18 protein-coding genes and 1 pseudogene are annotated in these 14913 nt (G+C 68.2%); 9 read left to right on the forward strand and 10 right to left on the reverse strand.

Annotated elements, in window-relative coordinates:
• The coding region (locus A5764_RS27210; protein WP_156664517.1) for an MCE family protein at positions 1 to 105 on the forward strand (105 nt) is incomplete at its 5' end.
• A 25-nt stretch (positions 106 to 130) separates the two neighbouring features.
• On the opposite strand, the gene A5764_RS05625 is transcribed toward A5764_RS27210, so the two are convergent.
• From A5764_RS05625 to A5764_RS05640, 4 genes and pseudogenes are all read right to left on the reverse strand, one after another.
• Positions 131 to 460, reverse strand: a complete 330-nt coding sequence (locus A5764_RS05625; protein ID WP_067109866.1) for a GNAT family N-acetyltransferase — start codon at positions 458 to 460, stop codon at positions 131 to 133.
• Positions 450 to 1443 (reverse strand): annotated as a pseudogene (locus tag A5764_RS05630) (pirin family protein); the annotation flags it as partial. The pseudogene A5764_RS05630 and the gene A5764_RS05625, both read right to left, overlap by 11 nt.
• Positions 1444 to 1501: 58 nt before the next feature.
• A complete protein-coding gene (locus A5764_RS05635) occupies positions 1502 to 2884 on the reverse strand; it encodes an acyl-CoA dehydrogenase family protein (protein WP_067109871.1) in 1383 nt (460 codons plus the stop codon).
• A gap of 95 nt (positions 2885 to 2979) precedes the next feature.
• Positions 2980 to 3396, reverse strand: a complete 417-nt coding sequence (locus A5764_RS05640) for a WhiB family transcriptional regulator (protein WP_067109873.1) — start codon at positions 3394 to 3396, stop codon at positions 2980 to 2982.
• A 142-nt stretch (positions 3397 to 3538) separates the two neighbouring features.
• Between A5764_RS05640 and A5764_RS05645 the strand changes: the two genes are divergently transcribed.
• From A5764_RS05645 to A5764_RS05670, 6 genes are all read left to right on the forward strand, one after another.
• Positions 3539 to 4327, forward strand: coding sequence for a helix-turn-helix domain-containing protein (locus A5764_RS05645; protein ID WP_067109876.1), 789 nt, complete (start codon positions 3539 to 3541; stop codon positions 4325 to 4327).
• Complete coding sequence (locus tag A5764_RS05650) at positions 4324 to 5145, forward strand: C40 family peptidase (protein WP_067109878.1); 822 nt, start codon at positions 4324 to 4326, stop codon at positions 5143 to 5145. Before A5764_RS05645 ends, A5764_RS05650 begins: the two co-directional genes overlap by 4 nt.
• Complete coding sequence (locus A5764_RS05655; protein WP_067109881.1) at positions 5142 to 5504, forward strand: DUF4226 domain-containing protein; 363 nt, start codon at positions 5142 to 5144, stop codon at positions 5502 to 5504. Before A5764_RS05650 ends, A5764_RS05655 begins: the two co-directional genes overlap by 4 nt.
• Before the next feature lie 147 nt (positions 5505 to 5651).
• Positions 5652 to 7115 carry a DUF4226 domain-containing protein gene (locus tag A5764_RS05660; protein ID WP_067109883.1) on the forward strand — a complete coding sequence of 488 codons (1464 nt, stop codon included), beginning with the start codon at positions 5652 to 5654 and terminating at the stop codon, positions 7113 to 7115.
• Between the two features lie 46 nt (positions 7116 to 7161).
• Entirely contained in the window at positions 7162 to 7479 is a 318-nt protein-coding gene (locus tag A5764_RS05665) for an ESX-1 secretion-associated protein (protein ID WP_067109886.1), read from the forward strand.
• Positions 7476 to 7775 carry a DUF2694 family protein gene (locus tag A5764_RS05670; protein ID WP_067109889.1) on the forward strand — a complete coding sequence of 100 codons (300 nt, stop codon included), beginning with the start codon at positions 7476 to 7478 and terminating at the stop codon, positions 7773 to 7775. Before A5764_RS05665 ends, A5764_RS05670 begins: the two co-directional genes overlap by 4 nt.
• Here A5764_RS05670 and A5764_RS28745 read toward each other — a convergent pair.
• Positions 7772 to 7915: a hypothetical protein gene (locus A5764_RS28745; RefSeq protein WP_169924623.1), complete on the reverse strand. Its 144-nt coding sequence runs from the start codon at positions 7913 to 7915 to the stop codon at positions 7772 to 7774. The two genes, A5764_RS05670 and A5764_RS28745, sit on opposite strands and share 4 nt — an antisense overlap.
• A 188-nt stretch (positions 7916 to 8103) precedes the next feature.
• Here A5764_RS28745 and A5764_RS05675 point away from each other — a divergent pair, with 188 nt between their 5' ends.
• Positions 8104 to 9300: a DUF5631 domain-containing protein gene (locus A5764_RS05675; protein ID WP_369807278.1), complete on the forward strand. Its 1197-nt coding sequence runs from the start codon at positions 8104 to 8106 to the stop codon at positions 9298 to 9300.
• 165 nt (positions 9301 to 9465) lie between these two features.
• On the opposite strand, the gene A5764_RS05685 is transcribed toward A5764_RS05675, so the two are convergent.
• Both A5764_RS05685 and A5764_RS05690 read right to left on the reverse strand, forming a co-directional pair.
• Entirely contained in the window at positions 9466 to 10221 is a 756-nt protein-coding gene (locus A5764_RS05685; protein WP_067109898.1) for a TIGR03084 family metal-binding protein, read from the reverse strand.
• A gap of 33 nt (positions 10222 to 10254) precedes the next feature.
• Positions 10255 to 11574, reverse strand: a complete 1320-nt coding sequence (locus tag A5764_RS05690) for an MFS transporter (protein WP_369807280.1) — start codon at positions 11572 to 11574, stop codon at positions 10255 to 10257.
• An 87-nt stretch (positions 11575 to 11661) separates the two neighbouring features.
• On the opposite strand from A5764_RS05690, the gene A5764_RS05695 reads away from it, so the two are divergent.
• On the forward strand, positions 11662 to 12291 hold the full coding sequence (locus tag A5764_RS05695) for a YqgE/AlgH family protein (protein WP_067109900.1): 630 nt from the start codon (positions 11662 to 11664) through the stop codon (positions 12289 to 12291).
• On the opposite strand, the gene A5764_RS05700 is transcribed toward A5764_RS05695, so the two are convergent.
• Genes A5764_RS05700 through A5764_RS05710 form a run of 3 tightly spaced genes read right to left on the reverse strand, consistent with a single transcriptional unit; the run spans position 12288 to position 14912 of the window.
• Positions 12288 to 13307 carry a bile acid:sodium symporter family protein gene (locus tag A5764_RS05700; protein ID WP_067110206.1) on the reverse strand — a complete coding sequence of 340 codons (1020 nt, stop codon included), beginning with the start codon at positions 13305 to 13307 and terminating at the stop codon, positions 12288 to 12290. The genes A5764_RS05695 and A5764_RS05700 overlap by 4 nt on opposite strands.
• A gap of 25 nt (positions 13308 to 13332) precedes the next feature.
• Positions 13333 to 13674 carry a hypothetical protein gene (locus A5764_RS05705; protein WP_067109904.1) on the reverse strand — a complete coding sequence of 114 codons (342 nt, stop codon included), beginning with the start codon at positions 13672 to 13674 and terminating at the stop codon, positions 13333 to 13335.
• A 56-nt stretch (positions 13675 to 13730) separates the two neighbouring features.
• A complete protein-coding gene (locus A5764_RS05710; RefSeq protein ID WP_067109907.1) occupies positions 13731 to 14912 on the reverse strand; it encodes an LpqN/LpqT family lipoprotein in 1182 nt (393 codons plus the stop codon).
• Position 14913: the final 1 nt, after the last annotated feature.

Genomic DNA, 14913 nt, shown 5'->3' on the forward strand with positions numbered 1-14913 from the left:
TCGGGCAACAGCATCGCGCCGTACAACCACCTAGAAACCGGGTCGCCGTACGCGATGGAGTACGTCTGGGGCCGCCAGGTCGGCGATAACACGATCAACCCGTAACTCGAACAGTCCCGTCGCGGGTCGCCTAACCCTGCACCCATCGCAGGACATCGGAAGTAACCGGATCGGTGATGTCGTCGAATTCGGGATGCTTCTTGAGCACCGTGACAACCATCGAGCACACCGGGACGATGCGCTTGCCCTCGTCCCGGGTCGCGGTCAGCGCCTCCTCGATGAGGATGCTCGCCAGGCCACGTCCGCCGTACGCCGGATCGACCTCGGTGTGGTAGAAGACGCGCTGATCGTCGCGATCGGCGAAATCAGCGAGCCCGACCGCTTTGCCCTCGACGGCAATGGTGTAGCGGCCCTCTTCCTCGGCGACGGTGGTCTGTGCGCCGGTCTTGTCGACAGTCATTCGTGCTCTCCCTTTCTTTCCGGTGTCGGTCGCGGCCGCAGCCGGGTGGTCGGCAGCGGCGGGGCGGGCAGTCGGGTGACCGATCCGCTATACCCCTGGACGGCGCCAAAGCGGTCGTCGCCGCCCTCCCACTGTCGGCGGTAGCCGACGATGTCGCTGTGGCTGCGCCCGACGAAGTTCCACCACATCACCAGTTGTTCGGTAAACGGCGTCCCGCCCAGCAGCAGTACGCGCGCGGGCCGGTCGCCAAGGTTCCGTAAATGCAGCGACGAAAAGCCGGGGCCTTGGTATCCGAGGTCTGCGACAACGAGGGTGGTCTCCCCCATCGCTACGGGCCCCACATCGCAAAGCACGCCATGCTCGAATGACGGATCCACGGCGACGTCCAGTTCAGCATTGACGTCGATATCGATCTGCGCGCCCAGTAGCGGGGTGAACGTACGCACCGGCGAACGGTGGCCTTCCAGCTCCCCGAGCAAAACCCGCCCCACCGCGCCGGGCAGCGAAAAAGGTGTGGGCACATAGTGGGTGAAGTCGCGGCCGGCGTCGCGATCGGAATCGGGCAGTGCCACCCACAACTGCGCGCCGTGCAACACTGCGGCAGGTTCCACGGAGACCTCGGAGTGACATATGCCCGCGCCCGCCGTCATCAGGTTCAGCTCGCCCGGCCGTATCAGGGCATGAACGCCGGCGCTATCGCGATGCTCCACGCCCCCGCTAAACAACCAACTGACCGTTTGTAATCCGGTATGGGGGTGGGGCGGGACGTCCATGCTCGCGGAGACCGGGCCGTAGTGGTCGATGAAACACCATGCGCCGACCAGTGAGCGCTTTCGTTGCGGAAGGGTGCGCTGTACTCGCAGCGCCCTCGGCCCGCCCAGCGGAACCTCGCGTGGCGGCAGCACTTCAACTGTCGGCAACGCGCCCCCAAATTGCGAACCGCCGTACTCGAGTTCGGCGGGGACGGCCTCCAGGTTGCTCATCATCCCCCCGTCGCGGCCGCGATTCAGCGCCGATACCGCGACAGTACCCCTGGCCCGCCTACCTGCCCGGCGGCCGCAGGACCTTCATGGCCAGCCGCATGACCGGTTCGGGCACGCGATCCTGCATCGACAACGCCGCGTCGGCGGCGCGGGACCGCAGTGGGGTGCCGCGACCGAAGACCCGGTTCAACGGTCCCCCGGTCGGTTCGATCACAACGTGCAGCGGCGGGGTCCCGACGGCGGCGCCCAGCGCGTTGGAGATGACCATCCGCTGAATCTCGCTGGTGCCTTCAAAGATGGTGTACAGCTTGGCATCCCGATACCACTTCTCAACCGGGTGATCGGTGATGTAGCCCCAGCCGCCCATGGTCTGGATGGCGCGTTCGGTGGCCTTGACGGCAACCTCGCTGGCCGCAAGCTTCGACATCGAGCCCTCGCCCCGCTCGAAGGGCACCCCATTGGCCGCCATCCACGAGGCACGCCAGGTCAGCAGCCGCGCACCGTCGATCTGGGTGGCCAGGTCCGCCAGCGGAAAAGCGATCCCCTGGTTGTCGATGATCGGGCCGCCGAACGCCTCGCGCTCGGTGGCGTACCAGGTCGCGTATTCCACGGCGGCTCGCGCAATCCCGATCGCCTGAGCCGCCACCATCGGGCGGGTCTGCTCGAAGGTGCCCAACGTGGCCGAACCGGAGCGCTGCCCGCCGGCCACAACCTCGCGGGCCTTGGCCAGCTTGTGTTCGAGCTTCTCTTGTCCCCCAAGCAGATTCGCTGCGGGAACCCGCACGCCTTCGAGCAGCAGCTCGGCGGTATGGGACGCCCGGCAACCAAGCTTGTCGAGTTTGCGCAACATCTTGAGGCCCGGTGTTCCGCCCGGCACCACGAACAGCGCCTGGCCGCGGTGCCCGAGCTCCTCGTCGACCACCGCGTTGACGACGTGCACGTTGGCGATGCCGCCGTTGCCGATCCACATTTTGTGGCCGTCGATGATCCAGTCGTCACCGTCGCGGCGCGCGTGAGTGCGAAGATTCCGTACGTCGCTGCCGCCCTCGGGCTCGGAGATCGCCAGCGCCGCAAGCTTGAGATCGCCTGGTGTGCCGAAACATTCGGGCGCCCACTGCAGCATCTGCTCGGGAGACGCCGCCTGGCCGATGGCCGACAGCGCCAGCGCCGGCATGACGATCGCCAAACCGATTCCGGCGCAGCCCCAAAACAGCTCCTCCATGAACATCGGCAGCGACAGACCGGTCGGATCACCGATCAGGTCCCGGTAAAACAGCGGGCTGTAGAAGCCGCGTTGGGCCGCCTCCTCAAGCACCGGCCACGGAAACTCCTGCCGCTGGTCGTAATCGAGCGCCACCGGGCGGACCACTTCCTCGGCAAACTCGTGGGTGCGCCGCGCCAAGTCATGCTGTGCCGCCGTCGGTGTCAGGTCGAACGTCATGGATGCGCCTTCGGGTCGATAGACTCGGTCGTGCCGAAGCCCGTCTACCCCGTCGGCTGGCTCAGCAAACTGCCCGCCAAAGCGCCGATGGGGTGTCAGGCGGCCGTGCGGGGCCCCACCTGCGCGGTCGGTAGATGCAGCACCACCGCGGAGACCGGGACGGCTTCGTGTTCATGGCGTGCCAGCAGGGCCGCGTTGTCGGCAAGCTGTCGCGAGTTGATCTCGCCGGTGGCGATGCGGCGCAAAACGTCGTGGGCCCGGGCGAGCTGTTCGCGCTTGCGGTACTGGCCGCCGGGCAGCTTGACGCCGGCCCAGACGCCGTATTCCTCGCGGTGGGCGATGGCGTGCTGGGCGCACCGGCGTTGCTGTGCCAAGGGACAGCGGCGCAGGCATTGGATCCGTGCCTCGGTGGCGGACCGCTCATAGGCGCGCGCCTTAGCCGCGCCGTCACCACCGTCGTCGTCGGGATAGCCGAACCATAATTCCGGGTTGGTTGCGCAGGGGTGTCCCATGTCGGTCTCCTTGTCACGGTGAAACGTAGGTGAAAGCGTATACGCGTATATGGTCCCTGCGCAAGAGAAACGTGACAGAAACGTATATCCGCTGGAGCGCGGCGTTGCGTGTGTAATATCCGGCCTATGGCCGGAGCGCGCGGTGAGCCGTGAATCTGCCGGTGCGGCCATTCGCGCATTGCGCGAGTCACGCGACTGGTCGTTAGCAGACCTCGCTGCCGAGACCGGCGTCAGCATCATGGGCCTGAGCTTTTTGGAGCGAGGTGCCCGCAAGCCACACAAAGGCACAGTTCAGAAGGTCGAGAACGGGCTCGGCCTGCCGCCCGGCACCTATTCGCGGTTACTGGTGGCCGCCGATCCGGAGGCGGAGCTGGCCCGGCTGCTGGCCGCGCAGCCGCCCGCCACCGCGTCCGCGATGCCTACCGGCAGCGTGGTGGTGGACCGTCACAGCGACACGGAAGTGCTGGAAGGCTACGCCGAAGCGCAGCTCGATGCACTCAAATCCGTCATCGATCGGCTGCCGGCGACGACATCAAACGAATACGAGACGTATATTCTGTCTGTGATCGCGCAATGCGTGAAGGCGGAGATGCTGGCCGCGAGCTCCTGGCGAGTGGCCGTGAACGCCGGCGCCGATTCGACGGACCGGCTCATGGGTCATCTGCAGGCGCTCGAGGCGACGCGCAGGGCTCTGCTCAAACGGATGCCCGCCAGCTTGAGCGCGCGGTTCGATCGGGCATGCGTGCGGTCGGAGTTGCCGGAGACGGTCATCGCGGCACTCGTCGGCGTGGGCACCGACGAAATGTGGGACATCCGCAACCGGGGGGTCATCCCGCCCGGAGCGCTCCCCCGCGTTCGCGCATTTGCCGAAGCGGTCGAGTCGACGAGTCAGGACAAGGCGCAACAGGACAGCGGCGAGGGGGAACAGTGATCGACAGCGAAGTCGAGGTGTTGAGCCGCGCTCATCAGCTGTTCACCGGCAGCACGTCGCACCCGGCGCTCGACGCCGGCACCGTGCGACGCGACCCAGCGCTGCAGCGGGCGGCCAGCCTGAATAGCGGTGTGGCACAAGGCGGTTACCCGCTCGCGGTCGAGCAGGCCCGGCAACGGCTGCTGTCGGCGGCCCGCACGGATGCCGCGGCGGTGGGCGTCATCGCCGACGCGCACCGGGACCGCGCACAGGCGCAGGAGCTCACGAAAGGCGTCCTCGACGAGGCGCGCGCCGATGCCGCGGTCGCCCCGGTTACGCCGATGGCCCAGCGTGAGGCGATGCGCCGGCGCATGGCGCGACTGCGCGCGCAACGGCAACATGTACTGGCGGCGCGCCTGCGGGCCCGGCAGCACGCCACGACCCTGCGGTCCCTGCAGTACCTGATGGCGCACCATCGTGATCGGCGATTGGCGGCATCAAACGCCCGCGCTGCAGTCGCGGTGCGGGCCGCGCTATCGCGGCTGGGCCGGCCCTATGTCTGGGGTGCGACCGGGCCCGACCAATTCGACTGTTCCGGGCTGGTGCAGTGGTCCTACGCGCGGGCCGGTATTCACCTGGGCCGCACCACGTATCAGCAAATCAATGACGGCATCCCGGTGGCCCGATCCCAAGTCCGGCCCGGCGATCTCGTCTTCCCACACGCCGGGCACGTGCAAATGGCGATCGGCAACAACCTGGTCGTCGAGGCGCCCTACTCGGGTGCTGTGGTGCGAATCAGTCCAATCGGCAACAACGTTACGATTCGGCGGCCGCTATGACGAGCAACGAACCCATGTCGGTAGGCGCCATCCAATCGAAGCAGTCGGCGCTGGCAAGCCAACACGGGGCGGTCGCCGACGCCGACCGCGTGCTGGCAGAGGTGGTCGCCAGCGCCCACGCCGCGACGCGAGAAAGCCTCAGGCGACTGGACGTGATCGCCGGGGAGATCGATCGCGCCGCCACCGGCCGCGCCGGTCTTGCCGTCGATACCCCCATCGGCGCGCGCGAATTCCAGAAGTTTCTCGTCACCAAGCAGCGCGAGATCGCGGCGGTGGTGGCCGATGCCCATGCCCTCAGTCACGCGAAAAGGGCTGTGCTGGAAAGCCTGCGGGCGCAGTACGCCTCCCCCGCGGGCTAGCCGGTCCCCGCTCGCGATGGTCCGCTCACAGACGCCCCCGGGTGAATTGTCGGCGCGAACGCGCCTCGGTACTGTCGCCCGGCATGGAAGGGTCGCGACCTCTCGCAGCAGGGCCCATCATGGGGCGCGGCGCCGTTGGCATAGACGATGTCGGCGTATGACGACCTGATCGACGCGATCAGATATCTCCAGGACCGCACCGGCGATGCGAACGCATGGCAGGCAGGCCTCGCGCCGGGCGAGGTGGTCGCCGTCGTCACCCCCACAACGCGGCCCGATCAGCTCGATGCGATCTTGCGCAAGATCCGCCAGCAGCATCCGGTCCTGTTCGGCGCCGTGGCACCGGGCGCATCGGCCGCAAGCCCGCCATCGGCGGGATCCGATCCCTCATCGGACCGAGAGCAGGGCGAAGCCGCCGAAGCCATGGCTGGCGCCGAAGCCGCTCTAGCACACCAGAATTCGGCAAGCTCGCAGCTCGACATGCAAGTGGTGGCGGCCATCCTGAATGCGCACCAGAAGGCTGTGGAGGGCAGGGATGCGCTGACCAAGCTGCAACGAGACATCGAAGCCGCGGTGTTGGGGCGATCCGACCTCGACACCCCCGCGGGAGCCCGGGATTTCCAGCGGTTCCTGATCGGCAAGCTCAAGGACATTCGCGCGGTGGTCCTCAATGCGAGTCTGGATGACACGTCGAAATCGGCCCTTATGGCCGCATGGACATCGCTGTACAACGCGTCAAAGAATGATCCCCCCGACCCCCCGCAGGCGGCGGCGGTTCCCGTCGCCCCAGCCGCGGGCACCACCGACCCAGGACTGGTCGAGGATCCCGCGATGGAGGGCGACCCGTTGCTGGATTCGATGTTCACCGACGACCCGGGACTACCGCCCGGAGACTCATCGGAGCCTGCACCGCCCGGGGCCGCCGCGGCACCGGTTTCGCCGCCAGCGCCGCTGATCCCACCCATTCCCAACCTTGGCGCCGGATCGGGGCCGGGGCTCGGCACGGCACCGGGCTCCTTGGCCGGCTGGAGCGCGCCCGGCGGGCTGCCGTTGCCGGAGCCGCGGGAGGGCAGCAGAACCGATGCGGCGCTGGATGATCCAAATGACGAGGGGCGGCCGGGATCGGATGACCCGGACGCGAGCGACGACGCTGACGGCCATGACGGCCACGAAGAGGTCTCGGCGGACAAGCCCGAGTCGCCGGCCGCCGGTCCGACACCGGTGACCTTGCCCGACGGCGATACCGTGACGGCTGCCAGCCCACAGCTCGCGGCGGCCATCCAAGCCGCGGTCGGAGGAGCGCCGATCGCAGATGCGTTCCATCGACAGGGAATCACCATCCCCACACCGGGAACGGCTGTTGCCAACCCGATCGAGCCCCTGCAGGCCGCGCCGGGAGACGTCGGCATCTTCACCGACCGACACGCGCTTGCGCTCGGCCACGAAAAAGCCCTTCTCGACGGCCAGATTCAACGCATCGCCACCGTGGGCGGGCCGACCTTTCTAGGCTGGGAGCATCCACCGGCGGCGACGGCCCCCGCGACGGCGCCTGCCAAGACCGACACACCGACACCCACCCGGCCGGCGGCGACGTCGACCACCCGACAATAGTGAATTCGCCGGCGCAATCCGGCGGCGCGTGAACAGGAGAAAGCAGATGGCAGACCAGATCCGTGTGGTGCCCGCGCACTTGCGTGAAGCCGCTGCGCATCACCAGGAGACCTCCGACTACTTGCGCACCGTGCCGTCGTCGCATGAGGCGATCCAAGGCAGCCTCGATTCGCTGGGGCCCATTTTCGGTGAACTGCGCGATGCCGGACGTGAACTGCTAGAGCGCAGGCGCCAGTGCTACGAGCAGCAGGCGGACGACCACGCCGATATGGCGGCGAAACTGACCGTGTCGGCGACGACGTGGGAGCAGCATGAGCACGGCGCGGCGCGAGATTTTCGCGGCCTCATTGACGGCGGTCGATGACGGACCCCAATCCCGCGTTCGACACCGTCCACCCGAGTGGGCACATCCTGGTCCGCTCCTGCCGCGGCGGATACATGCACAGCGTCGCCCTGAGTGATGAGGCGATGGAAACCGACGCCGAAACCCTGGCGCAGGGCATTTTGTTGACCGCCGACGTGTCCTGCCTCAAGGCATTGTTGGAAGTTCGCAACGAAATCGTGACTGCCGGGCACACGCCGTCCACCGAGGTGCCCACTCCCCGTGATCTTGATGCGGCGATCGAAAAGCTACTGGCGCACAAACTTCGGCGCCGCTAAAGCAGCCACCTCTTGGCGCTATCGGGATCGGGCGCGATATCAGTGGGTGGTTCGATCGGATTGGGGCCGAACAACTCTCGCGCGCGAGCCAGCAGGGCACGCACCTCGTCGAGTTGCTGCTGCAGCGCAGAATCAGCCATGGCCTCACGCTACCGAGGCCATCGCAGCTGCACAATTCACTTACTGAATAGACCACCCGGTACATCCCGGTAGGCTTAGCCAAGTGGCGATCTTCGGTCGGATGACGGCGCGTCAGCGCCTCCGGAGAGCTACCCGGGAATCACTGGCGATTCCGGCCTTCAGCTCTCCTGTCGATTGCACCCCGTGGGTGACAGGCGGGCTCTGGCCTGCCGAACTGTCGACGGTCACCGCCGAAACCGCCACGCTCGCAGAGTATCTGAGGGCAGACCTGCAGCGGATCACCCGGAGCGCCAACGACGAGCTGAAGATGATCAAGCTGGCGGGAATGCCGGACGTCGTCCGGCAGGCAGAAGAAGCCAGGGTTATCGACGAGGCGCGGGCCCTCGCCGTGCGACGGGTCGAATCGACGATGCGTCAGTTGGACGCGGTCAAGGCCGCGGCGCGCGCCGAACACCTGCGCCCGCCAGATTCCGAAAGTCAAGCCGTGGCCGATCTCGACGCGACGCAGATCATCCCCGCCGTCGAACCCGTCGAACCCCTCGCCGATGCCCCCACCGAGAGCGTTGCGCTTCCCGAAGAAGTCTTGGACCACGAACGCAACCATGCGCCGGTGGCTGACGCGGTCGCCGGCCCGGTAGTGGCTGAAGAGCGCGAGCCGGAGACTCCCGAGGGCCGGCATCGAGCCGGTGACGCCGAGAACACCGACGACGTAGCCTTCCCGGAGGCGCTGCAGGCCGTCGAACCCGCCGTCGCGAGCGAATCCGACGAGGAGCGGTTGTGGCGGCTGCTCGCGTTCGTGGTTCGTCAAGAGCCGCGGGTGAACTGGGCGATCGCCGACCGCAACGATGGGACCACCATTTTGGTCACCGACCTCGCGCACGGTTGGATACCGTCGGACATCGCGCTTCCGGCGGGCGTGCGGTTGCTGGAACCCGAGCGGCGCAGCGGAAAGGTATCCGCGCTGGTCGGCGCCAGCACTCGCATTGTGACCTACGCACCCGGGGATTCACTGGGCTGGCTGGACGACTTCGCCGGTGCGACAGCGTCAGTCCAGCCCCGCGAGCTGCCCCCGGTGGCCGACGTGGGCTGGGAGTTAAGCCAGGCCACGCACTGGCGCGACGGGCTGCCGCGGATGGTGCACACGTTGGCCCGGGCGGCCGCCGCCGGGACTGGCGTGGCCGAAGAAGAGATCGACTTGCTGCGAGTGCATCGCGATACCGCGCGCTATCAGCTCCTCATGCAGTATCCCAACGTCAACACCGCGCTCTTGCTCAACTGCCTGTTGTTGGCCGCCACCGAGGGCGCCGTTACCGGAGATTCGACATCGGCGAACTACCACTTGGCCTGGTTTCAGAAACTCAGTGGAGCGGCAGCCAGCCCTTAACGCGCTTCGCGCTCATCGCCCCGCGCTCGGTTTGATGGCCCCGGCTCTCTTCGCGCTTTGCACTCATCGCCCCGGGCTCGGGCTGGTGGCCCCGGCTCTCTTCGCGCTTTGCGCTCATCGCCCGGGGCTCGGTCTGGTGGCCCCGGCTCTCTTCGCGCTCCGCGCTCATCGCCCCGCGCCGGGCGGTCCCGCGAAGGCCTGCGCGATCCCCAACCAGCGCTCCGCGTCGGGACCCTGCGCCACGATGTCCAAGGAGCTCAGCGGGCGTCGCTGCGTCACCAGAAAGCAGAAGTCCTCGGCGGAACCGGTCACGCGCTGGGCTGCGTCCGAGGGTCCCCAGGACCACGTGTCGCCGCCGGGCGCGCGAAGCTCCACCCGGAACGGTTCACTCGGCGGCGCCAGATTGTTGACGATAAAGGCGTAATCGCGGGTGCGGACGCCGATGTGCGCGATCGACCGAAGTCGCTCGGTGGCGGGCCGTTCGACGGCCAGGGCGTCGGCGACGTCTAGGCCGTGGGCCCAGGTCTCCATCAACCGCGCGGTGGCCATCGACGCCGCGCTCATCGGCGGCCCGAACCACGGCAGCTTGCGGCCGTCGGGCACCGCCAGCAGCGCCTCGTGCAACCGCCCGCGGGTGCCCCGCCACTCGGCCAGCAGCTCGGCAGGCGCCAGCGCCGCCAGCTCCTCGGCGCCCGCGTCGACGAAGCCGGTCGGGTCGGCTTGCGCGGCTTTCAGCGCCTCGGCGAAGCCGGCCTCGTCGGCCACCGCGGTCAGGGCGACGCGGTCGGTCCACAACAGGTGTCCGATCTGATGGGCGATGGACCAGCCCGGCGCGGGCGTCGGCTCGGCCCAGCGGTTTGCCGGAAGTGGCGCCACCAACGCGTCGAGGTCGTCGCTTTCGGCGCTTAAGTCGGCCACCATCGGCGCGGCAGTCGGGGAAGCCACGTATGTACCTTAGCCATCGTTCGGTAGCCGGCCCCGGCGGCCGACGAAGCTGTGGACGGCCAGCCCAATCAGATACAACACCGATCCGAACAGCACAAACCCCGGCGCGCGTCCGTCGTCGGGAATGAACGACGCGGCCACCGTGATCGAAACGATGAACGATACCCAGAACAGCGCGTCCTGCACCGCGAACACGTGACCACGCAGGGCGTCGTCGACGTCCATCTGCATCGCCGAGTCGGCGCACAGCTTGACCATTTGCCCCGCCACGCCGAGCAGGAAGCCGCACAGGACCATCACCGGAAGCAGCAGCCCGGCGCCGGGCAGCTGGACGAGCCACGCCGCCGCGAGCGCGCCGTTTGCCGTGGCGTAGCGGCCCCAGCGGCGCACCACCGACGGCGTCAGCACGTTGGCCAGGAACGCCCCGATGCCGCTGGCGGCGAAGAACACTAACGCGGTCCCCAGGCCGCCGCCGGCGAGGGCGGGCATGTGGTGGACCAACAACAGCATCACCAGGGAGTTGATGCCGACCACCATCCGGTGTGCGGCTAAACCCGACAAGGTGGCCGCGACCGTCGGGCGCTGCGCGACCGTGCGCGCGCCGTGCAGCCAGCCGGTGATGACCGCGTAGACGACCGAACCATGGATCGCGCGCTTGGTGTCGTCGGGGCCGAGCACGCGGGAGCCGAACCGCCACGACAGAAGCAACGCGATCGCGACCGGGATCGCGGTAAGGAAGATGATCACCGAGGCACCCTTGTCGCCGGCGCCGACCACGAAGCGGGGCACCAGCATGAAGTTCGCGCCCACGAAGGCCGCGGCGGCGCCCACCGCGGTTGCTATCGAGTTCATCGTCACCACCTGCTCGCGCGGAACCACGTGCGGCAGTGCGGCCGACAGGCCGGAGGCCACGAACCGGGCCAGGCCGTTGGCGAACAGCGCCCCGATCAACAGAGGTATGTCGCCGGCGCCCACGGCCAGAATGGTGCCGATACCGGCGATGAGGATCAGCCGGCCCACGTTGGCACCGACGAGCACCAGGCGCCGATCCCAGCGGTCCATCAGCGCGCCGGCGAACGGTCCCAGCAAGGAGTACGGCAAAAACAGCACCGTGAAGGCGCTTGCGATGGCCATCGGGTCGGCTGCGCGGTCGGGGTTGAACAGCAGCGCCCCCGCCAGTCCCGCCTGGAAAAGACCGTCGCCGAACTGACTTGCCATGCGCACCTGCAACAGTCGCCAGAAATCCGGCAATCCGCGCACCGACCGCCACACGTCGCCGGCTGCACGCGACCGCGTACGGGCTTGAATCACAGAACCGACTTCCAGGATTGGGTTGGCACAATTGCCGCGGTCCACGCCGCCGCACCAACAGTACAAATATTCCTTTCGTGCCACGCAGGATCGCCCCGGCCGACGATGCGAAGGTGCGATGATAGTGGGGTGCCGCCACCCGAAGATCCAGAGGACTATGTCGCACCCGCCGCACAGCGGGTGCGTGCGGGGACTTTGCTGCTTGCCAACACCGATCTTCTCGAACCGACGTTTCGGCGCAGCGTGATCTACATCGTCGAGCACAACGACGGCGGTACGTTGGGCGTCGTCCTCAACCGCGCCAGTGAGACCGCCGTGTACAACGTGTTGCCGCAGTGGGCCAAACTATCGGCCAAGCCGAAGACCATGTTCATCGGTGGGCCGGTCAAGCGGGACGCGGCCCTTTGCCTGGCGGCGCTGCGAGTCGGTGCCGACCCGCAGGGCGTCCCGGGCCTGCGGCACGTTGCCGGCCGGATAGTGATGGTTGATCTGGACGCCGAGCCCGATCTGATCGCACCCCTGGTGGAGGGCGTGCGCATTTACGCCGGATACTCCGGCTGGACCATCGGTCAGCTGGAAGGCGAGATCGAGCGCGACGACTGGATCGTGTTGTCAGCGTTGCCATCTGACGTGCTGGTCGGGCCGAGGGCCGATCTGTGGAGTCAGGTACTCCGCCGTCAGCCGCTGCCGCTTTCACTGCTTGCCACCCACCCGATCGACGTCAGCCGAAACTAGGGCTCCTCCCCCACCTCCAGCGTGGAAACCTCGGCCGCCGAGGCGGTTTCGTCGGCGCCCCGCCCGAGCCTGCTCGCGATCACGGCGCACACCACCAACTGGATCTGGTGAAAGATCATCAGCGGCAACATGGTCAGCCCGACCGTGGCGGCGGGAAAAAGCACCAGCGCCATCGGAAGTCCGGATGCCAGGCTCTTCTTCGAGCCGCAGAACAGCAGCACGATCGCGTCGCCGCGATCGAGTCGCGCCAGCCGGCCGACGACCGTGGTGCCGGCCAGCACCACCGCCAGCAGCACGGTCGCGACGATGGTCACCGAGATCAGCCGCCATCCGTCGACGCTGCGCCAAATCCCCTTGACGACCCCCATCGCGAACGCCGTGTAGACAACCAGCAGGATCGACCCCCGGTCGACCACCTTCAGCACGGCCGCATACCGGGCGATCGTCCCGCCGAGCCAGGGCCGCGCCAGCTGGCCCGCCGCGAACGGCAGCAAAAGCTGCACCATGATGTCGCGGACCGCACCGGCGTCCACGCGGGGCGCGCCGCTGGTATTCATCAGCAGCACCACCAACAGGGGAGTCAGCACCACCCCGAGGATGTTGGACAACGATGCGCTGACGATGGCAGCCGAGACGTGGCCTCGCGCGATCGACGTGAACGCGATAGACGACTGCACCGTCGAGGGCACCAGGCATAAAAACAGCAGGCCGTTATAAAGGTCAATGGTCAGTACCGAGGGAACCAGCGTCCGAGCGGCCAACCCCAGCACTGGGAACAGCACGAACGTCGTGGCCAGCACCAGCAGATGCAGCCGCCATTGCCGCACACCGTGCCAGGCCTGCTGGGGTGACAGCCGCGTGCCGTAGAGGAAGAACAGCAGCGCGATCGCCGCTTTCGCCGCGATCGATACGGCGTCGGCGGCGTTCCCATGGGCGGGCAGCAGGGCGGCCAGGGCCACCGTGGCCGCCAGCGCGAGCAGAAAAGAGTCGATCGGGATCGCCGACAGCCGCTTCAACATGCCGGCCTGTCCAGCAGGGGGGTCAGTGGCAGGACTGCGTGCAGACGGCGCAGGCGCCGGCACAGCCGGGCGCGGCCGCTTCCTGGCGTAGCGCGAAGCGCGCGCTCTGCCACGAGCCGGTGGCCAGCGTCCCCAGGGCGCCCACGACACAGACGACCAGCACGACCAGGGCGGTGTGCGGGGAAGCAGCGAGTGCCACCACCCCGCCGGCGCCGAGCATCACCGCGGCGGCCAACTGGGTCGGCGCCATCGCGCGCAGCGCCAGCTGCGTGGTGTCAGCATCCTGGCTGTGGGAAAGCGACCACGTCCCGAACCCGGCGGAGGCCACCGCCGCACACATGCACAGCACGCCCGCGATCAACATGGGCCTCACAATACGAGGCCGCCTGCGCATGCGCGCGCCCGGCACCAGCCGGCTTGTTAGTGCCCCTGAAGGAACGAGAAGTTCGGCAGCGGCGGCAGCCCCGGCACCATCGTCAGCAGGTTGGGCCGGGGCGCGGCCACCTGGTTGGGCGCGGCCGGCTGCGCGGGAAGCCCGACCGCCGCCGTTCCGGGCGCCTGCGCGGGAAGCCCGGCCGGCGCCGTTCCGGGCGTCTGTGCGGGAAGCGCGACCGGCGCCGTTCCGGGCGTCTGTGCGGGGACCCCGACCGCCGCCGTTCCGGGCGTCTGTGCGGGAAGCGCGACCGGCGCCGTTCCGGGCGTCTGTGCGGGTACCCCGACGGGGGCGGTGCCGGCTGTAAGGGCCGGAGCAGGGGCGACGGCGCCGGGTGCGGTCACCCTGAATCCGTTGACGATCGCGTCAGTGGCCGGTGCGTCGGCGACCGCCACCGCACGGTCGGTCGTCACCGCGAACGAGACCAGGTATTTGTCGTGGCCGGACGTGGCGATGACGTTGCGCCGCGAGGTGTTCAGCGTCATGTCGCCATCGCGGTAGGTGCCCTCGATGATCGAAGACGGGAAGCCGCCGAAGTCGGCCATGGACGCGTTGGTCGTCTGCCAGGCAAGCAGTTTCTGGCTATCGACGTAGCCGTGGCTGATGGCCTCCTTCGGATCGAAGTTACCGACCAGCTTGTACACCACCACCTGCGCGTTCGATGTGTAGACGCTGCTGCCCTGCCGGTCGGCGATCACCGCGAACGCATCGGGGACGTTGGGATCGGGCACCTGGGTCCACCGGGGCGGCACCGGCAGCGTGATGTCGAGCGCCTTGAATCCCTGGGGCTTTTGCGGCTCCAGCCTGACGCCCTTCGCCTGCAGGTATTCCCGGATCGTGCCGGAGACCGCGGGGGTCAGCGTCGGCGGCATGGGCGCTGCCGGCACGGCGGCGGCGGCGGGCGCGGGGGTGGCGGGCGCTGCGGCGGCGTTGGGCGGCGTCAGTGTGTTCGTCGCCGGCGGGGTGGCGAGCAACCTGCTGCTGGGAAGTTGTCCGGGCGCGGCGATGACGTTCTGGGGGGCCGTCACCGGCGCGGGCACGACCGGGGCGGGCGGTGCCGGAAGCAAAGGATCGGCCGATGCGGTGGCGGCGGAGAACGCCGTCACGCCGATCGCGCCGGCGACCAGACCTCCTGCGAGTACCCGCAACGGACGGGCGATCTGAATCATC

It is taken from the genome of Mycobacterium sp. 852002-51057_SCH5723018, from assembly GCF_001667035.1.
Classification (GTDB): domain Bacteria; phylum Actinomycetota; class Actinomycetes; order Mycobacteriales; family Mycobacteriaceae; genus Mycobacterium.

Excerpts from the sequence above, each read along its gene's own strand:
- A5764_RS05625 (WP_067109866.1), bottom strand. The coding sequence starts at position 460 with ATGACTGTCGACAAGACCGGCGCACAGACCACCGTCGCCGAGGAAGAG.
- A5764_RS05635 (WP_067109871.1), bottom strand. The coding sequence starts at position 2,884 with ATGACGTTCGACCTGACACCGACGGCGGCACAGCATGACTTGGCGCGG.
- A5764_RS05640 (WP_067109873.1), bottom strand. The coding sequence starts at position 3,396 with ATGGGACACCCCTGCGCAACCAACCCGGAATTATGGTTCGGCTATCCC.
- A5764_RS05655 (WP_067109881.1), top strand. The coding sequence starts at position 5,142 with ATGACGAGCAACGAACCCATGTCGGTAGGCGCCATCCAATCGAAGCAG.
- A5764_RS05660 (WP_067109883.1), top strand. The coding sequence starts at position 5,652 with ATGTCGGCGTATGACGACCTGATCGACGCGATCAGATATCTCCAGGAC.
- A5764_RS05665 (WP_067109886.1), top strand. The coding sequence starts at position 7,162 with ATGGCAGACCAGATCCGTGTGGTGCCCGCGCACTTGCGTGAAGCCGCT.
- A5764_RS05670 (WP_067109889.1), top strand. The coding sequence starts at position 7,476 with ATGACGGACCCCAATCCCGCGTTCGACACCGTCCACCCGAGTGGGCAC.
- A5764_RS28745 (WP_169924623.1), bottom strand. The coding sequence starts at position 7,915 with ATGGCTGATTCTGCGCTGCAGCAGCAACTCGACGAGGTGCGTGCCCTG.
- A5764_RS05685 (WP_067109898.1), bottom strand. The coding sequence starts at position 10,221 with ATGGTGGCCGACTTAAGCGCCGAAAGCGACGACCTCGACGCGTTGGTG.
- A5764_RS05695 (WP_067109900.1), top strand. The coding sequence starts at position 11,662 with ATGCGAAGGTGCGATGATAGTGGGGTGCCGCCACCCGAAGATCCAGAG.
- A5764_RS05705 (WP_067109904.1), bottom strand. The coding sequence starts at position 13,674 with ATGTTGATCGCGGGCGTGCTGTGCATGTGTGCGGCGGTGGCCTCCGCC.
- A5764_RS05710 (WP_067109907.1), bottom strand. The coding sequence starts at position 14,912 with ATGATTCAGATCGCCCGTCCGTTGCGGGTACTCGCAGGAGGTCTGGTC.